At 54.5% G+C, this 18,700-nt stretch carries 18 protein-coding genes and 2 pseudogenes; 9 read left to right on the forward strand and 11 right to left on the reverse strand.

Annotated elements, in window-relative coordinates; translation table 11 throughout:
• The first annotated feature begins 41 nt into the window (after nucleotides 1–41).
• From DMX12_RS08530 to DMX12_RS08545, 4 genes are all read left to right on the forward strand, one after another.
• Nucleotides 42–737 carry a 3-oxoacid CoA-transferase subunit A gene (locus tag DMX12_RS08530; RefSeq protein WP_009682100.1) on the forward strand — a complete coding sequence of 232 codons (696 nt, stop codon included), beginning with the start codon at nucleotides 42–44 and terminating at the stop codon, nucleotides 735–737.
• Nucleotides 738–745: 8 nt separating this feature from the next.
• On the forward strand, nucleotides 746–1,387 hold the full coding sequence (locus tag DMX12_RS08535) for a 3-oxoacid CoA-transferase subunit B (protein ID WP_110677133.1): 642 nt from the start codon (nucleotides 746–748) through the stop codon (nucleotides 1,385–1,387).
• Between the two features lie 176 nt (nucleotides 1,388–1,563).
• Complete coding sequence (gene nhaA, locus DMX12_RS08540) at nucleotides 1,564–2,925, forward strand: Na+/H+ antiporter NhaA (protein WP_110677135.1); 1,362 nt, start codon at nucleotides 1,564–1,566, stop codon at nucleotides 2,923–2,925.
• Nucleotides 2,926–3,818: 893 nt separating this feature from the next.
• The gene (locus tag DMX12_RS08545; protein ID WP_177411253.1) at nucleotides 3,819–4,016 is read left to right on the forward strand and encodes a hypothetical protein; all 198 of its coding nucleotides are present in this window, start codon (nucleotides 3,819–3,821) and stop codon (nucleotides 4,014–4,016) included.
• 208 nt (nucleotides 4,017–4,224) lie between these two features.
• Here the strand turns inward: DMX12_RS08545 and DMX12_RS08550 are convergent, their stop codons facing one another.
• Nucleotides 4,225–5,028, reverse strand: coding sequence for a hypothetical protein (locus DMX12_RS08550; protein ID WP_064491912.1), 804 nt, complete (start codon nucleotides 5,026–5,028; stop codon nucleotides 4,225–4,227).
• 122 nt (nucleotides 5,029–5,150) lie between these two features.
• Here DMX12_RS08550 and DMX12_RS08555 point away from each other — a divergent pair, with 122 nt between their 5' ends.
• The gene (locus DMX12_RS08555) at nucleotides 5,151–6,845 is read left to right on the forward strand and encodes a P-loop NTPase fold protein (RefSeq protein ID WP_064491913.1); all 1,695 of its coding nucleotides are present in this window, start codon (nucleotides 5,151–5,153) and stop codon (nucleotides 6,843–6,845) included.
• A 160-nt stretch (nucleotides 6,846–7,005) separates the two neighbouring features.
• Here the strand turns inward: DMX12_RS08555 and DMX12_RS08560 are convergent, their stop codons facing one another.
• The 4 genes from DMX12_RS08560 to DMX12_RS08575 form a co-directional block, all read right to left on the reverse strand.
• A complete protein-coding gene (locus DMX12_RS08560; RefSeq protein ID WP_028692342.1) occupies nucleotides 7,006–7,566 on the reverse strand; it encodes a 3'-5' exonuclease in 561 nt (186 codons plus the stop codon).
• Between the two features lie 154 nt (nucleotides 7,567–7,720).
• Nucleotides 7,721–8,617 carry an ATP-binding protein gene (locus DMX12_RS08565; protein ID WP_028692343.1) on the reverse strand — a complete coding sequence of 299 codons (897 nt, stop codon included), beginning with the start codon at nucleotides 8,615–8,617 and terminating at the stop codon, nucleotides 7,721–7,723.
• Nucleotides 8,614–9,105, reverse strand: coding sequence for a hypothetical protein (locus DMX12_RS08570; RefSeq protein WP_110677139.1), 492 nt, complete (start codon nucleotides 9,103–9,105; stop codon nucleotides 8,614–8,616). The genes DMX12_RS08565 and DMX12_RS08570 overlap by 4 nt, the downstream gene beginning before the upstream one ends.
• Entirely contained in the window at nucleotides 9,102–10,046 is a 945-nt protein-coding gene (locus DMX12_RS08575) for a CBASS oligonucleotide cyclase (protein WP_110677141.1), read from the reverse strand. Before DMX12_RS08575 ends, DMX12_RS08570 begins: the two co-directional genes overlap by 4 nt.
• Before the next feature lie 354 nt (nucleotides 10,047–10,400).
• On the opposite strand from DMX12_RS08575, the gene DMX12_RS08580 reads away from it, so the two are divergent.
• Nucleotides 10,401–11,219 (forward strand): WYL domain-containing protein, encoded by an 819-nt coding sequence (locus tag DMX12_RS08580; RefSeq protein ID WP_110677144.1) that lies wholly within the window; start codon nucleotides 10,401–10,403, stop codon nucleotides 11,217–11,219.
• A 51-nt stretch (nucleotides 11,220–11,270) separates the two neighbouring features.
• Nucleotides 11,271–12,788 carry a purine phosphorylase gene (locus DMX12_RS08585; protein WP_110677146.1) on the forward strand — a complete coding sequence of 506 codons (1,518 nt, stop codon included), beginning with the start codon at nucleotides 11,271–11,273 and terminating at the stop codon, nucleotides 12,786–12,788.
• 107 nt (nucleotides 12,789–12,895) lie between these two features.
• Here the strand turns inward: DMX12_RS08585 and DMX12_RS08590 are convergent, their stop codons facing one another.
• From DMX12_RS08590 to DMX12_RS08600, 3 genes and pseudogenes are all read right to left on the reverse strand, one after another.
• The gene (locus DMX12_RS08590) at nucleotides 12,896–13,189 is read right to left on the reverse strand and encodes a hypothetical protein (RefSeq protein ID WP_110677148.1); all 294 of its coding nucleotides are present in this window, start codon (nucleotides 13,187–13,189) and stop codon (nucleotides 12,896–12,898) included.
• 24 nt (nucleotides 13,190–13,213) lie between these two features.
• Nucleotides 13,214–13,681 (reverse strand): annotated as a pseudogene (locus DMX12_RS29865) (DUF2971 domain-containing protein); the annotation flags it as partial.
• Between the two features lie 390 nt (nucleotides 13,682–14,071).
• Nucleotides 14,072–14,299 carry a hypothetical protein gene (locus DMX12_RS08600; RefSeq protein ID WP_110677150.1) on the reverse strand — a complete coding sequence of 76 codons (228 nt, stop codon included), beginning with the start codon at nucleotides 14,297–14,299 and terminating at the stop codon, nucleotides 14,072–14,074.
• Between the two features lie 242 nt (nucleotides 14,300–14,541).
• Here DMX12_RS08600 and DMX12_RS08605 point away from each other — a divergent pair, with 242 nt between their 5' ends.
• Both DMX12_RS08605 and DMX12_RS29870 read left to right on the forward strand, forming a co-directional pair.
• On the forward strand, nucleotides 14,542–15,399 hold the full coding sequence (locus DMX12_RS08605) for a hypothetical protein (RefSeq protein WP_110677152.1): 858 nt from the start codon (nucleotides 14,542–14,544) through the stop codon (nucleotides 15,397–15,399).
• 321 nt (nucleotides 15,400–15,720) lie between these two features.
• The gene (locus DMX12_RS29870) at nucleotides 15,721–16,065 is read left to right on the forward strand and encodes a hypothetical protein (protein WP_232108497.1); all 345 of its coding nucleotides are present in this window, start codon (nucleotides 15,721–15,723) and stop codon (nucleotides 16,063–16,065) included.
• 99 nt (nucleotides 16,066–16,164) lie between these two features.
• Here DMX12_RS29870 and DMX12_RS08615 read toward each other — a convergent pair whose 3' ends face one another.
• The 3 genes and pseudogenes from DMX12_RS08615 to DMX12_RS08630 all read right to left on the reverse strand — a co-directional run.
• A complete protein-coding gene (locus DMX12_RS08615) occupies nucleotides 16,165–16,401 on the reverse strand; it encodes a hypothetical protein (RefSeq protein WP_110677154.1) in 237 nt (78 codons plus the stop codon).
• A gap of 603 nt (nucleotides 16,402–17,004) precedes the next feature.
• Nucleotides 17,005–18,402 (reverse strand): annotated as a pseudogene (locus tag DMX12_RS08625) (hypothetical protein); the annotation flags it as partial.
• Nucleotides 18,403–18,434: 32 nt separating this feature from the next.
• Nucleotides 18,435–18,700, reverse strand: a 266-nt coding sequence (locus DMX12_RS08630) for a transposase domain-containing protein (protein WP_146226820.1), incomplete at its 5' end; no start/stop codon positions are given.

The following is an 18,700-nucleotide window of genomic DNA, read 5'->3' on the forward strand; positions in this document are numbered from 1 at the left end:
AGCCCGACAACTCCAACTCCAGGAACAACCAGGAGCTCGCCTTGATCAATAAAACGTACGAGTCCATCGCCAGCGCGGTGGAAGGGATCACCGACGGATCGACCATCATGGTCGGTGGCTTCGGCACTGCCGGCATGCCGTCCGAGCTCATCGATGGCCTGATCGCCACCGGCGCCCGCGACCTCACCATCATCAGCAACAACGCCGGTAACGGCGAGATCGGCCTGGCAGCCTTGCTGATGGCCGGCTGCGTGCGCAAGGTGATCTGCTCGTTCCCGCGCCAGTCCGACTCGTACGTGTTCGACGAACTGTACCGCGCCGGCAAGATCGAACTGGAGGTGGTACCCCAGGGCAACCTGGCCGAGCGTATCCGCGCAGCGGGCTCGGGCATTGGTGCGTTCTTCTCGCCGACCGGCTACGGCACGCTGCTGGCCGAAGGCAAGGAAACCCGTGAAATCGACGGCCGCATGTACGTGCTGGAAATGCCGCTGCACGCCGACTTTGCGCTGATCAAGGCGCACAAAGGCGACCGTTGGGGCAACCTGGTCTACCGCAAGGCGGCGCGCAACTTTGGCCCGATCATGGCCATGGCCGCCAAGACGGCCATCGCCCAGGTCGACCAGGTTGTCGAACTGGGTGAACTGGACCCGGAACACATCATCACCCCGGGTATCTTCGTCCAGCGCGTCGTCGCCGTCACCGGCACCAGCGCTGCTTCGCTTGCCACCGCTGAATGAGGCCTGCCATGACCATCACCAAAAAGCTCTCCCGTACCGAGATGGCCCAGCGCGTGGCCGCAGACATTCAGGAAGGTGCCTACGTAAACCTCGGCATCGGCGCACCGACCCTGGTGGCCAATTACCTGGGTGACAAGGAAGTATTCCTGCACAGCGAAAACGGCCTGCTGGGCATGGGCCCTAGCCCGGCCCCGGGCGAAGAAGACGATGACCTGATCAATGCCGGCAAGCAGCACGTGACGCTGTTGACCGGTGGCGCTTTCTTCCACCATGCCGACTCGTTCTCGATGATGCGCGGTGGCCACCTGGACATCGCGGTACTGGGTGCCTTCCAGGTTTCGGTCAAGGGCGACCTGGCCAACTGGCACACCGGCGCCGAGGGTTCGATCCCGGCGGTGGGCGGCGCGATGGACCTGGCCACCGGCGCGCGCCAGGTGTTCGTGATGATGGACCACCTGACCAAGACAGGCGAAAGCAAGCTGGTGCCTGAATGCACCTACCCGCTGACTGGTATTGGTTGCGTCAGCCGTATCTACACCGACCTGGCAGTGCTGGAAGTTACGGCTGATGGGTTGAAAGTGATCGAAATATGCGCAGACATCGACTTCGATGAACTGCAGAAACTCAGCGGTGTGCCACTGATCCAGTGATCGAGCGCAGGCGCCCGCTGTACAGGCAGCCTCGCGGCAAATGATCGATAACCGTATTCGGGTTCATCTGAATGCGGTTATTCGGTAGACTAGCGCCCGGGTGTCTGCTGCATGGTGCAGTGAGGCAGGTTAAAGAACAGCGCAGGTCGGGCCGCCATGCGGGAGTACTTGCGCCTATGCCTAAAACAGATTTGCCTCGCGCCCAGAAACTGGCCGAGCGCGCCTTCGCCAGCCTTCAACGCTTTTTGCACATCGAAGCAGTCAGTGGCATCGTGCTGTTGGTTGCCGCTATCGCCGCCCTTGTCTGGGCAAATTCCCCTGCCGCCGACAGTTATGAAGCCCTGTGGCACGCCCCGATAACGTTCGGCGTGGGCTCGCACGTGTATGCGCAGTCGCTGCATTTCTGGGTCAATGATGGGCTGATGACCATCTTTTTCCTGGTGGTGGGCATGGAGATCCGCCGCGAAATCCACGAGGGTGCCCTGGCCAGCCTGCGCCAGGCCATGCTGCCCATGGCCGCTGCGGTCGGCGGCGTAGCCGCACCGGCGCTTCTCTACCTCGGTATCGTTCATTCGCCAGCCGACCAACAGGGTTGGGCAGTGCCAACGGCCACCGATATCGCTTTTGCGGTAGGCGTCTTGGCCCTGCTGGGCAAGTCGATTCCGTCCAACGTACGTGTGTTTCTGCTTGCCCTGGCGATCATCGATGACATTATCGCTGTGCTGATCATCGCGGTCTTCTACTCGGGCGGCCTCGACTACAGCGGTTTCGGCGTCGCGGCGATCGGCCTGCTGATGGTAATCGCGCTGCAGAAGATTGGTGTGGGATCGGCCTACGCCTATATCGTGCCCGGTGCGATCGTTTGGCTAGGCATCCTGTTGACCGGTGCCCACCCGACCCTCGCCGGCGTTGTGCTCGGGCTGATGACCCCGGTAGCCGCCATGCCGATGCGTGAGCGCCCTCTGGACGCCATTAGCCGCTTCACCAACGAGTTGCTGGGCCGCGCCAAAGCGCCAGAGCGCGATGCCAGTGAACTCATCGACCCACTGAAACGCCTGCGCCTGGCCCAGCGCGAACTGCTGCCGCCGGTGGTGCGGATGCAAGGCACGCTGCACCCTTGGGTAGCCTACGGCATCATGCCAGTGTTTGCCCTGGCCAATGCCGGGGTCAGCCTGGCTGGGGTCGACCTGTCTGCGGCGGGCCCACAATGGGTCATGATCGCCGTGGTAGTCGCCCTGGTCGCAGGCAAGCCCTTGGGCATCATCAGCGTCAGCTGGTTGATGGTACGCCTGGGCTGGTGCGCGCTTCCCGCCGGGGTGAACTGGCGCAGCATCACGCTGGTGGGCCTGTTGGCCGGTATCGGTTTCACCATGTCGATCTTCATCGCCAACCTGGCGTTCGTCGACCCCGGCTCACTGGGGGCAGCCAAACTTGGCGTGCTATCGGCATCGGTGATCGCGGCTGTGTTGGGGCTGACCTGGGGCGTATGTAGCGTGCGCCGTGCAGCCCCTGCAGGCAACCTGGGTTCGTCAACCTAGCAGCGCCTGCACCGGGCCGCTTTGCCGGGCTGGCCGGGGCTGAAATGCCCTGGCCAGCCCGGCGGCCCTTTGCAATCTACAGGAGCAGCCGGCGCCGCCGATGCTGGCATGAGCATGAGGCAAAAAACCATCGCCCACAAAAAAGCCCCATTTTCAGGGGCTTTGATGAAGAATATGGCGGAAGCGTAGAGATTCGAACGGTTATATCTGGTTCAACCTATTACCCTTTCCTTGGACGACATGATGACCTCACCCACCTCAGCTGTCAACACCAAATAATTCGCGGCCTCCAACGAAACCCCATTTCTGAAGCCTTGCCGTCTCACAAGATGCAATTCGTTGCACCTTAGCAGTTGCGCCTTATTTCAAGGCCCGCAGCGCTTGAAGCCCTGTCATGACGCTTGCCTATTGACCCTTGTGGACGTCCCTACCACAGGCTCAATTTCCATTGTCGCCCAATCATTTTCACCACTGTAGAAATGACTCAGCCGGCTCCGCCGGCCGCGCCATGCCCAACGATGACTCTCGAAGGGAGCACCAACGTGTAGTGCCAACCTTTTGGAAAGCCAGGTGTCAATTTTCACCAATTTCCAGCTGCCTATCCACGTGGCACCTTTCTTCTTCGCCCCTATACCAAGCACCTAACGTGAAGCTAGATCAAGCCGGGAATAGGAAGTCCCGCTATTTCTTGAAGAATTGACGGCAGCGCAAATGTCACCAATGCGCCGAGCATCCCAAGGGAAATGTCAAACCAAAAACTCAACATCACGATTATTAAGAGTACATTTATAGCGTACTCTTAATATATCTGACCGATCACGAAAAATTCCTAAACCTCTTGACGCGCCCACCATGAAGCCATTTTAATGGAGCCCTCACCTTGGAGGCATTTAATGAAATACGACAATACAGAAACCTCATATTCTCACCACCTCCATCAGCTGACCGACCACAAATCGAGACAGGCCGTGGCAAAAGCATATGCACTCGAACTCTCTAGCCTTTCGGCAGAAGAGATTAAAAAAATCATGAGACACCAAAGCTATGAAATCCCCAAAATTTATCTAAAGGGTTTTGCCACCAAAAAATAAGAAAAACCACCTCTACCGTACTCCCCTAACGGTAGTTCTGAGCGAATTTTTATCGCCAAAATACGGTTAGTAACTTTCCAGACAGACACGACCCCAGTGTTGAAGCACGAAAAGCTTTGAGTGTCTCGGTCTCAGAAGAATTGCCATCACGAGAAACCTGTGTGGCGCAAACTTATATGCCGGATAGTTTTTCTCATACCACTCACTCCTACAGACTCCACCGCTCGCATCGACGACTTCTACCATTACCCCTGTCCTCGTAAATCTGAAAGCAATCAAAGTCTGCAGATAGCGTTACCACTGCTTCGATTGCACTGCGCAAATCAGACCCTACCAGTTGATCTTCATGTCTAAATACGATGGTAGGAGGCAAGTTCCCACCCGACCTTGCAACCACGTAACCCCAGTCTGTCCAGCGATGCTGAAACCAGGCAGGATTGGAACTGTCCGAGTCAATCTTCCGAGCGAAATCGCGTATCTGCTCGACCAGCCCTACTAGGCTCTCAAAGTTTGGCTGTCGATTGTTGAATCGGGTGACTTGGTTGGTCTGTTCGAAAAAGTCTGTACCCAGTGAAGGTGTGATTGGGTATCGCGCGTCGTTAACGACACTTCTAGACAGATCTTTCAATTGCTTTAACTGATCAGGCTCAAGGTTTATATCCAGCCGCTCGGCCATGCACTCGTAGTCATGTCCGAGTTTGCGAACTACACGCTCAACCAGGTCTTCTGGACAGTGTGAATAAAGTTTGACCACCCCGCCCTTCAAGAACATTTCAACCGCATAGCCAAGCAGCAACATTGATGACCGAGCCAGAGCGGAGTCCTTGATAAATACCTCAGAAGACCTAGGGCTCTGATCAGCAATAATCTTAATAACTTCTTCTTTATTCAATAACCACTGTTGCCTCAGTGCCTTTGCCGCCACCAAAAGACCGTCACCTTCTTTTTTCCAGTTTGCAGCCTTAAAAATCCCCTTGCTTTTCGAGCTCACAACCGCTTCTCGGTTACTCATAAAATCCTCCTGACATTCAACGCTCCACATCATTGCAAAAAATTTCGCCTTGAGACACTTGAAATTCTTGAGCCCGCCACCACCTCACTACACAAGGACGCATTATATTATTCGGAGTTTAGATGACCATCGAACGCTGCAAGCACAATTTGTTGCTGACCCTTGCTTCTCAGGATAATCGAGTCATTGCTCTGACAGGCAAATGGGGCACAGGCAAGACGCACCTTTGGCAGCAGGTTCGTGACACCTCGGTAGACGAGACGATAAAAAAAGCAGCTGCCATCTCACTTTTTGGGGTGAGTTCAGTTAATGACCTGAAGACGAAGGTTGCTTACGCCCTAATGCCGAGACTTGTTGACAAGGGTGTCGCTACTCAAATTACTGAAGCTTTCGAAGGGCTCACTAAGCTAGCTAAGGGACTACATCGTAGCTTTAACGCGATGGACAACCTCCCCCTTGTCATTCTACCCACTCTCCTTAAGAACAAATTCCTTGTTATCGATGACATTGAGCGCAAGCACGACAAGCTGCACATTGACGAAATTCTCGGTTTCATTGATGAGTGCGTCCAAGTTCACAAATGTCGGGTACTGCTCGTGCTCAACGATGATAAGCTGACGGATAAGAAAATCTGGGAGCAGTTCCGAGAAAAGGTAATCGATCAGGAGCTACGGCTCGACACATCTCCGGCAGAAGCGTTCGGCATAGCCAAAGGCATCATCAAAACCGAATGGGAGGAAGCACTGGAGAAGGCCACAGTCACCTGCGGCGTCACCAACATTCGAATCCTTTGCAAAATCATCCGCGTCGCCAATCGACTGCTCGAGGGGCACGGCCCCCTTCCAGCCGAGGTTATCGAGAAAGTTATCCCCTCAGTAGTTCTACTGAGCACTATTCATTTTAAATCGCTTCCGGATGGCCCTACATTCGAGTACCTACTTGATTATAACGGTACGGTATCGGCAACCCTCAGAGCCATCCGAGCGCGGCAAGGCGATCAAGATGAAAGCGAAGATGATGCTCAGCATGCACAGTGGGACTCACTGCTGAGCGACTTGGGTATCTACAGCTGTGGTGAGTTCGAAAAACTGGTCGTTGAGGTTCTTCGTACTGGGCTATTGGATACACAGGCAGTCCAAGATCTGGTCGAGCGCTACCGACACGACAGCAGGCTGCTGATTTCAGGCAAGGGCGTCGCGCAGTTCATTCAGCATTACAACTGGTATCCCGAGCTCACTACAGAGCAACTGGTAGCTGAGCTACGCAGCTTGGTTCCAGGCGCAGAATTTATCGAGCCACCGACTCTCAGCTACCTCATGGATCTGTCAGAGGAGCTTACAGGCGGCCCGGAATTGAGCGAAGAATTTTTATCTTCCTGGTCGACAGCTCTAGACGCCGCCCATCCCGACGGGCTAGTACCTCCACAGTGGCCATCCACTCGGCCGATTCGCCCTGAGGTGGAAGCTGTGTTGAACGCCGCATATGCGCGCCTGTCCTCCACAACAACCCTTGCCGAGGCATGCTCTCACATCCGCAAGACCCAAGGGTGGGGCGACGCTGAGGAGCATCTGCTCAAGCACATCAAGGCAACTGAGTACCAAGCTGAGATTTCTAAGGCCAACGGTCGTAACCTTGAAATGATCTTCAATCAAAGCATGCAGTTCGTGCTTCACAAGGCTGCATACCAGGACTTTGGCGATGTGGGTGATCGCTTTGTTAAGGCATGCCGAAGCATTTTGAGAGCCGAACCCAGCTCCCGGCTTTCTGGAATCATTCGAAAATTTTTCGAGTATCACAACCAGGCCGGGCTTCTTTAAAAGCCACTGAAAGCCCTCGCACCCGAGGCTACCTAATCCGTGGTAACACTCGGGTGCGCCCGGTTACCACACTTGCTTTTTGGCTCTGCAAGCCTGGAAAGTGGTTGAGCTTTGCCAGTAAACGTAACCATAGGGTACCGAGCAGCGCTTCCAGAAAAGCCTATGACCGCTTACTAGCTACCAGCTTCTCTCGAATCAAATTGAACAGCTCCGCCTGGTACACGGCATCGTCCAACGCATCGTGATTGCCAGAGCTTTCAGGACTCACAATTTTTTCGATCTCACTCGACCGAGTCGATTTCCAGGTGCACTGAGCGGTACCGAAGAACATCGACTTGATGTCCAACGCGGCGATGCCAAATGGGTTCTCACCGAGGTACAGGTGGAAGTAGTAATTCACGAAGCTCCAGTCGAAGGATGCATTGAACCCCACGAACACTACGGACTGGTCTGCGCCCTCAAGAGACTCAACCCAAGCCTTGAACTGTGACATCGCCTCAGCGGGTTCCATCCCCTCCTCGCGCAGCTTATCCAAGGACAAACCCGTAACCTCCAGAGCCGCAGGAACGAACTCCTCAGAAATCGGCTTCAGGTAGCAAGAAAACTGCTCCTCAGGGTTGGAGGTGAGGCACGCGCCGATCGACAACATGCTGTACTTGCCCGGGATGGGGCCTGATGCCTCGATATCTACGGAGACGAAAATTTCTTTGTCGGCTTTCATAACTACTCCGTTTGAGCAGCTGCCTGGCTGGCAACCACAGCGTCCATTAGCAGACACCAAAACGCCTGGAATGATCGGAAACGAGGCTCGATGAGGGCAAGAGCAGTTCGCCTCTCCCCCACCGAATCATTGAACCGTGCACACGCCTGGTCGATTACTTATCTTCCATCACTGGAGAAGGACGCATCGAAAGAATGGACTCGGTCAGATCCTTGAAGTCCAGTGGGCGATTCGGAAACGCTTTCGCCATTGCCATTGGATACAGGCGAGTCCGGATATCAGAGTAAGTCCAAGCAGGCTGACCGTTGCGCTCACCGGTGACAGTTGCCAGGTCGGTCAGTTGTTTGTCCGAAAGCCCCATGCCAGCCAAATCCATGCTGAACAGCTCCTTCCGCTCCGCAGCATCCGGGCGAGTGAACTCTTCAACGATGGCAGCACGACGGCGAAGGGCCGCATCCAGCACGGAAAGCCGGTTGGTGCACAGGATCACCACAATGCGACCGCCATACTTACGCAACTCATCGACACCCTGAATCAAGGTGTTCACTGCCACCTTGTCTTCGTGGTGACTCTGGCTCTGCGATCGGGAGGCCGCAATCGAGTCACCTTCGTCGATGATCAGAATTGCCCGGCGCTTCTTACCTGCAGCCTCAGCAACCTCTGCGAAGGCCTGGGTCAACAACGTGCCCATCTCGCCGACCTTACCGGAACCACGAACGCGGTTGCTCAGCTTGAACAGCACCGAGTCCTCAGCACGCGAATCCCGGACGATACGGTTAGCAATGCACTCCGCTGTTGCGGTTTTGCCGGTACCGACGTCGCCATGGAAGATCACTAGGGGGTACTGATCGGCTACGAGGTTGCAGATCGGCAGCACACTTTTATGATGCTGCTTGCTCCACTCGGACAGCTGACCTTGGTTCAGCAGCAGTTGGAGTTGGTTCTGCACACGCTCATAGCGGCCGGCAAACCCGAGCAACACTTTCTCGCGATCAGTCAGCTGGATATCCGGCAGCTCAATGGCCGAGTCAAAAACGGAGGTAGTGCTCATCGGGTGTAGTCCTTACGTTCCATGCCGTAGCCATTGCTGGAGTATTCACGCCCACCACTCTGGGTCAGCTGAGAGTGAGAAATGTCCGCGTAACTGGTCGACCAACTGCACTTCATTTTGCTGGCCATCTTTTCCTGAGCATTCGCATCGTAGGCGTCAACGGTGCCGAGAACGATCCGCAGTTCAGGGTTCGAGAGTCTTGGCCAGAGGGCATTTCCTGGCCGCTGGTTCGCAAGCGAGCCAGACTCATTGACGTAGAATCGCGCAGCCTTGTACTCGACTCCGTAACTCAACAAGGTGATATCGACATACTCGAGGTAGCCATACTTGGCCAGAACTTCAATGTCGTGCCCCCACTGACGAGCCTCGGCTTCGGTGATCGCGCCGCTGCTGGAAGCGATCATCACGAGGTCGGCCGTGATACGCCGCATGACCGCTTCAATATCAGTCGTGGTGAAGGTGCTGGTTTGGGTGGAAGTAGAACTCATGCTGCGTCCTCCACCTTGAAGCCTTTACCGAACAGCTCTTTCCACACCTCGAAGTCATCCTCCATCGAGGCGAAGTGCGCGGTTTCCCACGATTCCTCGGCCAGCTGAACGATTTCCTTGCGCTCATCCTCGGTGATGCGGCTCGCGACGTTGTTGGTGTCGGATACCGGGTCGATGATCACTGCTGCGTCCTTGAATTGAGGCACCCAGCCGTTCTCAGGAAACTTGATGACCTCCTTGAGCCCGGACTGAACGATGTACAGCAGAAAGTCCCGGAAGCGCTTCTCCAGCGAGCCAGCCTTGCCGTTCACTTCAAGCACGTGGGCCATGATCAGCTCGATGTGGAAGGATTTGAGCGGCACCTCCTTCCAAGTGCGCCAGCGCTTAGCCAGGCGCACCAAGGTGCGGAAGTCCGGATCCTCATCCTTCCGAACCTTCACGAAATTCACCTGACACGGTGCGCAGGTTTCAGTCTTCGAGCCGTCAATCCGGTCGAACTGCCAGCCATAGTTTTCCTTGTTCGGGTTCTCGATGACCGGAACGATATCCACCTCGAGCCCGGTACCGACGAAGGTCACTTTCGCAGCCTTCCGCTGGATTTCGAAGTCTTCAACAGACTTATTGGGGTACAGGTTGACCAGCGCGTCGTAGATTTTTTGGCTCAGGGTCGCGAAGGTCTCTTCATCCACCTTCTGGCCACTGATGTAGAAAACCACGTCCACGTCGGCGGGGTTCTGGGCGTTAGGCCGCAGGATGGTGTGCTTGGCAAAGGAGCCAGCCTTCACCACCTTCTTGATGGTGATCTTGTCCTGCTTCTTCAGGCTGTCCTTCAGCGCTGCGATCAACCGGTCGACCTGGGCGTTGTAGGTCTCCCGCTTCTCCTTCGGCAGGCGCAGCACGTTACTGTCGTAATACTTGATCTGAGTGTTGGTGAGCGGCATGTGCCATCCCCTCCTAGAAATGTTGTGTTAGTCGCAAAGCATCCCTACCAGCAGCTACACCACATGCCGGCGGATGAGATGGCGCGGTAACTCGAGGCAAAGGCCTGGGTCACCCTTACGGCTCACTGCAGTTCAACCCCCTCCCTCGCACCATCCGTCAACCCCTAGGGGATCCAGCAAAGGGAAATTGCGAACCTCAGCTTGCTAGCGTAGAATTACTATACGGGTACTTTTTACGCTAGTCTAGTATTTAGACGCTATTGAGGTTCGATCATGACAAACGAGTCCAAACCCACGGACGACCAACCCACGAGCAAGGGACGGCAAGGAGCACGTTGGGGCCAGGAACGTCGGTTGGAATTCATCGACTATCGACTGCGGTGGGATGGCCAGATCAACCGAAGCAGCCTCACGGACTTCTTTGGCATCTCGGTGCCACAAGCTTCGCTGGACATCACTGAGTATTCGAAGCTCGCAGAGAGCAACTTGGAGTACGACACCAGGGCCAGGGTCTACAAGGCGACCGACACATTCAAAGCGGTTTTCTCGTCCACTTCAGTTGAGCGCTATCTGGATGACCTACTGCGCGTCGCCGTTCAGCCAGGGATCCCCTACGGCAGCTTCCTGGGCTGGCAATCGCCTGTCGCAGCCGTGCCCAAGCTAGGCCGTCGCCTGAACGCAGACATCGTTGGGGTAATTCTCCGGGCGATTCGCGAGAACGAACTTGTCGATGTCTTCTACCAATCCCTGACCGACCCTGAAGGCGGTGAGCGGATGCTGTCGCCTCATGCCTTGGTGCATGACGGTAACCGCTGGCACGTTCGAGCGTACTGCCACAAACGTAAGGCTTTCCGGGATTTCTCTCTGACCCGTATCAGACACTGCAAATATGCGGGGCAAGATCGGGATCGGGCTGATGAAGACTACGCCTGGAACACCATGGTGGATGTAGTTCTCACTCCACACCCAGGCCTTACCCCCGCCCAGCGCAAATTGATCGAGTCCGACTTTCTGATGGAGGACGGTGAGATGCACGTGGAGTGTCGCCGAGCCCTTCTCTTGTACCTCCTGTTCCAGCTCAACCTGAATGAAGACCAAGCCGATCAGAGGCCCGAGGTCATCCAGCTGGCCCTGAAGAATAGGGATGAGATCAATGACCTCATCCAGTATTAACACCTAGAAAATCAGCCAACACTTAACACCTTAGCTACCGGAATTGTCACGATGGCAAACCTTGAAAATGATTTCATTCTGATTGCGGGCAGCATCTCTCCCAAAACGGAGAAGCGATTCGTCGATCGGGCCCACGCCTTCACCCGGGCGCTCACCAAAAGCATCTTGGACGCTAATGGCGGACTTGTTGTGTACCTTGCCGGTGAACCCAAAAATGATGATGGTGACCTGCTGACCTTCGATTGGACGGTAGCTAACGAGGCAAGCGCGCTCGCCTCGAATTACACGCCGGCACGCCAGCTGAAGATCGTCACATCTCTCAAAGCCATGTCGGACAAAATGTCCGAAGAACAGCGGATGTTCATTCGGCGACTGCAGGCTAAGAAGTTCGCTGAGATCATCTATATCGATGATGACCTTGTGACCGGCGGCAACATCGGGGATGAGCAAGTCGATGTGGCCACTGCCATGATTGCCATCGGTGGAGGCCGGGGAGTCTCCGACCGAGCGCACAAAATGCGCAAGAAGCGCCTACCCGTTCTGCCCTTCGATCTGCAGCTCGGAGGCTTCAGCGATGATGGTGCCGGGGCGATCGGCTTGCATAAGGCATTCTTCAGTGACCCACTGTCGATGTTCCCGATCACCGGGGAGCAGGTGAAGGCTGATCTGGAGACATTTACGCTGCAGGAGCCGATCTTCTCCTTGGAAGAGCTAGCAGAGATGACTGTAGGGTTGTTCCAAGCAGAGAGAGAAGCTGAACAGGCCTCCCGTTCTCCTGACGTTCTGATTCTCACAGCCTTGTCTGTAGAACTGGCCGCAGCCAAGCTCGCCTTTGAAATTCAAGATGAGACGCCGCATCGGCGGTCGGCGAATCATATTCACTACTGGACAACGATCCTGGACAGGAACGATGGCCCAGTCACATGCGCAATCGCGTCGCTTGGCTCGGCGGGTAACGTCAATGCCGGTAACATCACAACCCAGCTCGTGTCTGAACTGAGGCCTAAACAGGTGCTGATGATGGGCATCGCTGGCGGCCTGCGAGGGAAGATGACTTTGGGTGAAGCCATCGTATCGGAGCGCGTTGTGTATTACGAAAGCGCTGCCGCGCTGGCAGATGGCGTCCTGGCGGCGCGCCCTGAAATGCAACGGCCTGACATGGCGACGTTGCAGGATCTCAGCACGTATTTTTCTTCCGCATCACTCTCCGATCGCCTGCAGGAACGAGCTGCAATGATGGGAGTGAGCATGCCGAAAGACTCGCCAGCTGGCGAAGTCGCCCCAAGATTCAAAGTATCCACGGCAACGATCGTGTCCGGAGAGAAACTCATCCGAGATGCCGCGTTCTTTGCTCGCCTGAAGCAGATTCACGACAAGGCCTGCGTGGCCGAGATGGAAGCTTATGGTGTAGTCGACGCCTGCGAAAAGCTGAAGGTTCCAGCACTGGTGATTCGCGGTATTAGCGATTTCGGTGATGACAAGAAGGATGATCTATTCCACCGAGTTGCCTCGGATGCTGCTGCAATCGTAGCTGTTGACTACGTCATTCACGGCTGGAGCCGCGACTGACCAAGTGGACATCTGAAGACTACGTCAAACGCCCTAGAAACCGGGCGTTTGACGTGGGCAACCTCTATTTTTCGCATCACCAGCAGAAGCACAGCGGACTCAGCCCGTCATCCCTCTTTTCGGAAGAAAATGAACGCCGCATGGGTTGATGGGGTTGCGTTTTCATTGTCCTGACCTGCACACAGCCACTCACCCGCGAAAGCCTTTGGGCCCGCGACTATGAGTGCATTCTCAGGATTTCTCAGAACATCGCCTATCGGACGTAAACGTCCAGGCATAAAGCCACTGAGTTTGGCTTCTAGAGTGTTCTCCACGAGCAGCTTCCCGTCCTCTGTTACACGGCCTCGAAGCACGCCCAGCCCGTTGTTATGCACCACCAATGGTTCCCACTTCACGTCCATGCGCCTCTCCCTCAAGGTTAAAGACTACCAGGGCATGTTGCCCTGCTGCCGCCCATGTATCGAACACCAATCTTCCAAGCTGGTAGGCACCGAGACCATACGATACTCGTGAGACTCGAGCATCACCTTGAACACCGGTATGTCGATCTCACTGCAGATTCTCAAGATGCCCAAGGCATCAGCATCGCTGATTCTTGCCCCCAAGTGCACGGCCTTTAGAGGTGCTGGGCGGTTGAAACCTTCGACACTCCTATCGTCATCAGGAATCACCCAGCGCCATTCACGCTCGTACTGCCAATCGAGAGCCTTGCACAACGATGCAGCAATGCCAAAAAACTCGTTGTAGTCCTTGCCAGCGCGACGGGCTCTGAGGATGTGGGTGACGTCGATTAGCTTTTCTGTGTAGGCGACCGGCCATAGCGTGAAGGTGGGGGACTTATTCCGATGGAGGCTAGTGAAGCCGTACTCCATGGCAAAGCCTGTGTGGTTGCAACCGTAGTGGCTTCACATCAGCATCGAATCCACACGCTCGCTGAGGCTACAGATTTGACAGCTGCTTTTGAGCTCATCTGTAAGGGTTGGCAACTGCCCCAATTGTTGATTGGGCGCCAAGACGCCGACTTCGTGAAGCCACTCATCGACATTCGAAGGGCATGACTGTTGAGCCGATACCAGCACTACCACCGCTGCAATCGGGTCATCGGAGGCTAGGGGCTGTATGAAAAGTCTTGGGAAGAAGGTCAGGCAAGGCGAAAACAGCCGAGGAAGCAGCGTTTACGGGTTGTAAATGAGCATTCCGAGGCTGTTTTCAACGCAGCACCACCGAGTATCAAGACTTTACGTACAGAGCCTAGACCACTCCAGATGAGCATCGCGTAGGCACTACTCTTCCAAATCAAGCGAATCGACAAACTTCTCCAGCTTGGACTGCTCCCAGTAGAGGCTCTTGCCGCCGTTGCTACAGGCCTGGACAAGCTGCCCAGAATTCATGCTTGCAGCCTTACGTAAGGTACTGATCACAGTAACCTGGTGGGCCTTCGCGGCCACCTGTAGGTCTCGTTGTCGAAGCGACTCTCGGGTGAACACGAAAATTTCTGGATTTTTGCTCATGATGGCTCCCAAGATGCTGCGGGGTGGTCTGTTCGGAAACGTGCACCTATATCGCTCGTAAAGCCTAGACGCAGGAGCGAGAGGCGGCAACGTCTTGCACGCCCGATTTAGCCACCGCTCGTCCCCTATAATATTTTTGAATCTTGCCAAACTTGAGGTGGTTTGAGCAATTGCACAGTAGAATACCTTCAGCACCTAGCACAATAACCCCATAAGCAATTATTTCAAAGCCAAGAGCAATTATGGACAAGATGGAGCAAAAGTCACTTATTCTCAACATGATCGAATGCGCAGAGCAACTGGTTCAGCCGCTAGCTCTCCTCCAGATCGATCTAGTGAACTGGGAGATAAAAAATGGCGAAACGCCTCCCCCGCTCCAACTCCGTCAAGAAGAAGAGGAACATGAAAACTATTTGAGCTCGCAACTTAACGAGCTTCATATAGCGATCATCGCCTATCTATCCCTCCTTGAAAAGGATTCATTATTGAGGCAATTTTATTCAAAATTTGGAGAAGATTTTGACGCCATTAGCGCAGCTAGGGCCATGGCTTACATACATGAAACAGGTGAACACGCGAACAATCACTTAATCGAAATAAAAAGCTTTCTCAGAGGGCTGAATTTCTATGGATCCGGCACGCTAACCCAAAATGAGTTACAGATAGCCATCTTAGAACGTGTCTTGCGCTCAACTGTACAAGTCTGCGCAGCAACTAAAACTGTAATAAAAAAAGAAAAATGCATACAAGATGCTCTAAAAAACTACCTGCAGATCACATTCCCCACAACCATAGGCTCAAGCGTAGCGCATCCAAAAATTAATAAGAAATACTTTTGCGATATTTACATTGAGGAGTTAGGCATAGGAATAGAGGTTAAGCTATCCAGAACCAAGGCTAACTTAGACTCTGCACTTGCGGAAATTAGTGACGACGTAGTAGGCTATGGGAAACATCCTCATTATACAAAATTTTACGCGCTGTTTTATGTCACCGAAGATATACTGGGACTGGAGAGATTCACGGCGACCTGGAAATCGAGAAACTACCCCAGCAATTGGACGCCTATCTATGTGATCGGGAAGCCAGTCAGCGCTTGAGTAAATTGTCGTCAGACTTCTATCATCCCGCCCACAATAAACCGCAATTAGTTGAGGCGGAACTCCAGAGATGACGAAATTTACAATACGTGAAATCACCTCACCTCGCCGTCAGCTTTGGGATGTACATATCACCGATAGGTCGCCGACAAAAGGTTCTCAATGAAGCCTTCAATCCAAATCTTGCCCACACGAATTCCCTTGCATAAGCGGCCTTCTCAGCCGACTGAAATTACCATAGCGAGATCAGCATGCGCCTTTGACATCTGCACCCTTTCCGAAGGTGTTTGAAATGACGTTGCGTCCAGGTTCAAGCAAGCCATGGCCATGCAGGCTTGGGCCCTTTACCATTCGCTTATCCACGTATCCGACTATGGTTCAGGCATGCTGAAAATACTCAATCGACTCTGCGACTGGATCTTCCCGGACAATAGGTCAGAAGCGGAGAAAGAGGACGAGCGTCGGTTCATCCAGGCGCTCAATCAGCTCAAGACCCTCCGTACTACCCCCGGCGGAGGCATGGCGATCGACCCGGAAGAAATTCGTGATCAGGTACTGCAGAGTCGAGAAGCCTACCGAGTCTTCGTCTCCCCCAGCATCGCAAACATGAGCCAAAATCCGACAGCTAGACCAGCCATATCTGCCTGCTTCCCGCAAAGAGTATAGGTATAAGATATTGTTTTTTCGTCGGATTTTTCTCTGCCCTCCCCGCTGTCACCTTTCAAGCTACCGACAGGGAGAGGAACCATCATGCTCAGATCACCGTTATCTAAGGTTGAGGTAGACGTTGAGGTCTCTTCGAATGGCGTTTCTCACGGGGTTGTCAGTTGCCTTCAATGGAAGTAACGCAACCTGGCACCGCTGGAGGTTGCCGCCAAGCAGACCCTTGCCTTGATGTGGTACGGAAAGCTTGATGATGAGGTGCTTGATGTCCTGGAAACGGCTCATCTCTATGGCGCGATCGCTCCGGTCACGCCAGCGATGCGACTGGTGTGAAATCATTTCGTACACCGGCCTGGAATGCCCGGCAGGCGCATGTTGTAACGTAGTTTTTGGAATGTAACATCGGTGGCGTTACATTCCAGAAACTACGTTACAACGGTGACCAAGGCGGCATGTAGTCCCGATAGCTCGTCAACAGTCACGCCCACGATTCCAGCAACATGAAAGCGTCTCATCAGCTTCAAAGCCAAAGGCAGATGCAGTCGTCGATTGGCGCTTGATTATCCGAGGGGCCTCAATCTGTCACGGTGCGCCTGTAGATGAGTCATCTCGCGCTGCCACTCATCTACAAATTTTTCAAGGTCGGCCCAGTATGGGCCCACAGCTAGCCGTGTCGAACCAATGCTCGCTTGATCGAATCGCTCGCGCCAAGGCGATGGTAGGGTCTGCTCGTCAAAAACTTTGCGCCCTGAGGAGTGCGTTGAGGTTTTGACCAAGTCTAGGAGATGTTTACAAGGATGAGCGACTGTACCCAGATCCCGCTCAAGCGCGTCCAGCTGGTCAAGCAAAGCGGTCGCTCTGGGGTCGCCCGGCTGAAAGGCGGAAAGTGCCCAAAGGAGCCTCCGCCTTTGGCGCTCTCCTTCCATGAGCCCATCAACAGGTTCATTCATTGGGTTGTTTTACCATTGCTCGATTCTCTTCGACAGCTTTGGCAGAAGCCTGCCCACCACGCTTGGTAAGGTCGATGCCAATGACCCTGATGTCCTCAACGTTTGGAAATTTTGGAGCTATATCCAGCCAGTAGTCCTGCAAAGTGGTAACCAGATCTTCGAATTTTACTTGGCCGTCGTTTGGAGACGCCCATGTGGCTTGACCACCATGGTTCACCAGCAAAAAGATACCGCAGCTCGAGTTGATGTCGCGCAGATAATCTCCGCACAGCTGGTTCTCCAACCGTTCAAAGTGCTCTGGGCCAGTCCAGTTTTGAGAGAGCTTCAGCTCGATAGGTACGGGCTCGTAGAAGTCGCTGTTCTGCACTCTGAAGTCAGGTCGCTTGTCATCGGCTAACTGTTCTTCCTGAGGAACGACGTAGCGTCCAGCCGCATGATCTCTCAGCCAGGTGCCGATGAATTTACGGATCGAAGTTTCCTGATTCGTCTTCAGCAGTATCTCGGCATAGCCTGAGTCACTGTCCTCGAGATCATGCTTCAAATCCAGAAGGCGGTCGACTGCAAGATTCCAGAGCTCACGATGTGTAGAGGGCGTGCTTTCCAGGTTGTTCTGGAAATCGATGACCTTATCCGGGCCCCAAGGAGGTGTTTGGGCGTCTGCGGTAGCTTTCTGCTGCGCATAAAACGCGCTCCACGGTCGGAGGCTCTCTGCAGGGTGAGCCTGTGCGATCTCCTGAAGGGCTAGAAATGAAGCTTTACCTGGTGTCTCTCGAATGATGGCGAGAAGTCCGTCACGAGCATGCTGGGCATCATCACGCAGGCCGGGTGAATACACTCCTCCGTCGGTACGATCGATGTCGTCTGCAATGCGAACATACTTGTGCATTAGCAGATACAGCGCCTTGGCATGTTCAACAGCTTTGTACTTCTGTCTGCAGCGACTGGCAGTACGGCTGCCAACCAGAGCGATGAGGGAGAGCATTGCGAATTTCGCCCTCTCTTCTTCGGACGTCAGTGAATCGATACGAGCTGCCAGCGCCGGTATGCCGAGTGAGGGTTGAGTACCAATCCACACTGCATACCAGGTTGGTGCGACCGTTAAATTGTGCTCTTCCTCCACTGCCCGCTTGCTTGCTAGCGCGGCTATTGCGTCATTAGTGATCGACGAATCTTGGATGAGTGTGAGAGCGAGTTGAAGTGCCTCTAGTTGCTCAACGGGTTGCTCCAACCGGGCCAACAGAGAAGCTGCCAACTCTTCACATATCCACTCCTCGCCCCTGCGCAATGTTTGCAACACTCGATTACCACCAGGTTCTGAATGAGAGGTATTAAGCTCATACTGGATTTCGGGGGCGACGACTGCCTGGATCAATCCAGGATGGATTCTGAAGGTAAGCGTCCGGCGAACTCACCTTGCGTAAGTCAGGCCGGCACCCACTGATGCGGCAGCAACTGTCCGATCTCACTGGCCCGTTGGGTCGGCAGCCGCGTCAGTACATCCTTGAGATAGGCATACGGATCATGCCCATTCATGCGCGCCGACTGGATCAAACTCATGATTGCCGCAGCCCGCTTACCGCTGCGCAGGGATCCCGCAAATAACCAGTTCGAGCGCCCGAGTGCCCATGGCCGTATCTGGTTCTCGACCTGGTTGTTGTCGATGGGCACAGCCCCATCGTCCAGGTAGC

It is taken from the genome of Pseudomonas sp. MB-090624, from assembly GCF_003205245.1.
Lineage (GTDB): Bacteria > Pseudomonadota > Gammaproteobacteria > Pseudomonadales > Pseudomonadaceae > Aquipseudomonas > Aquipseudomonas juntendi.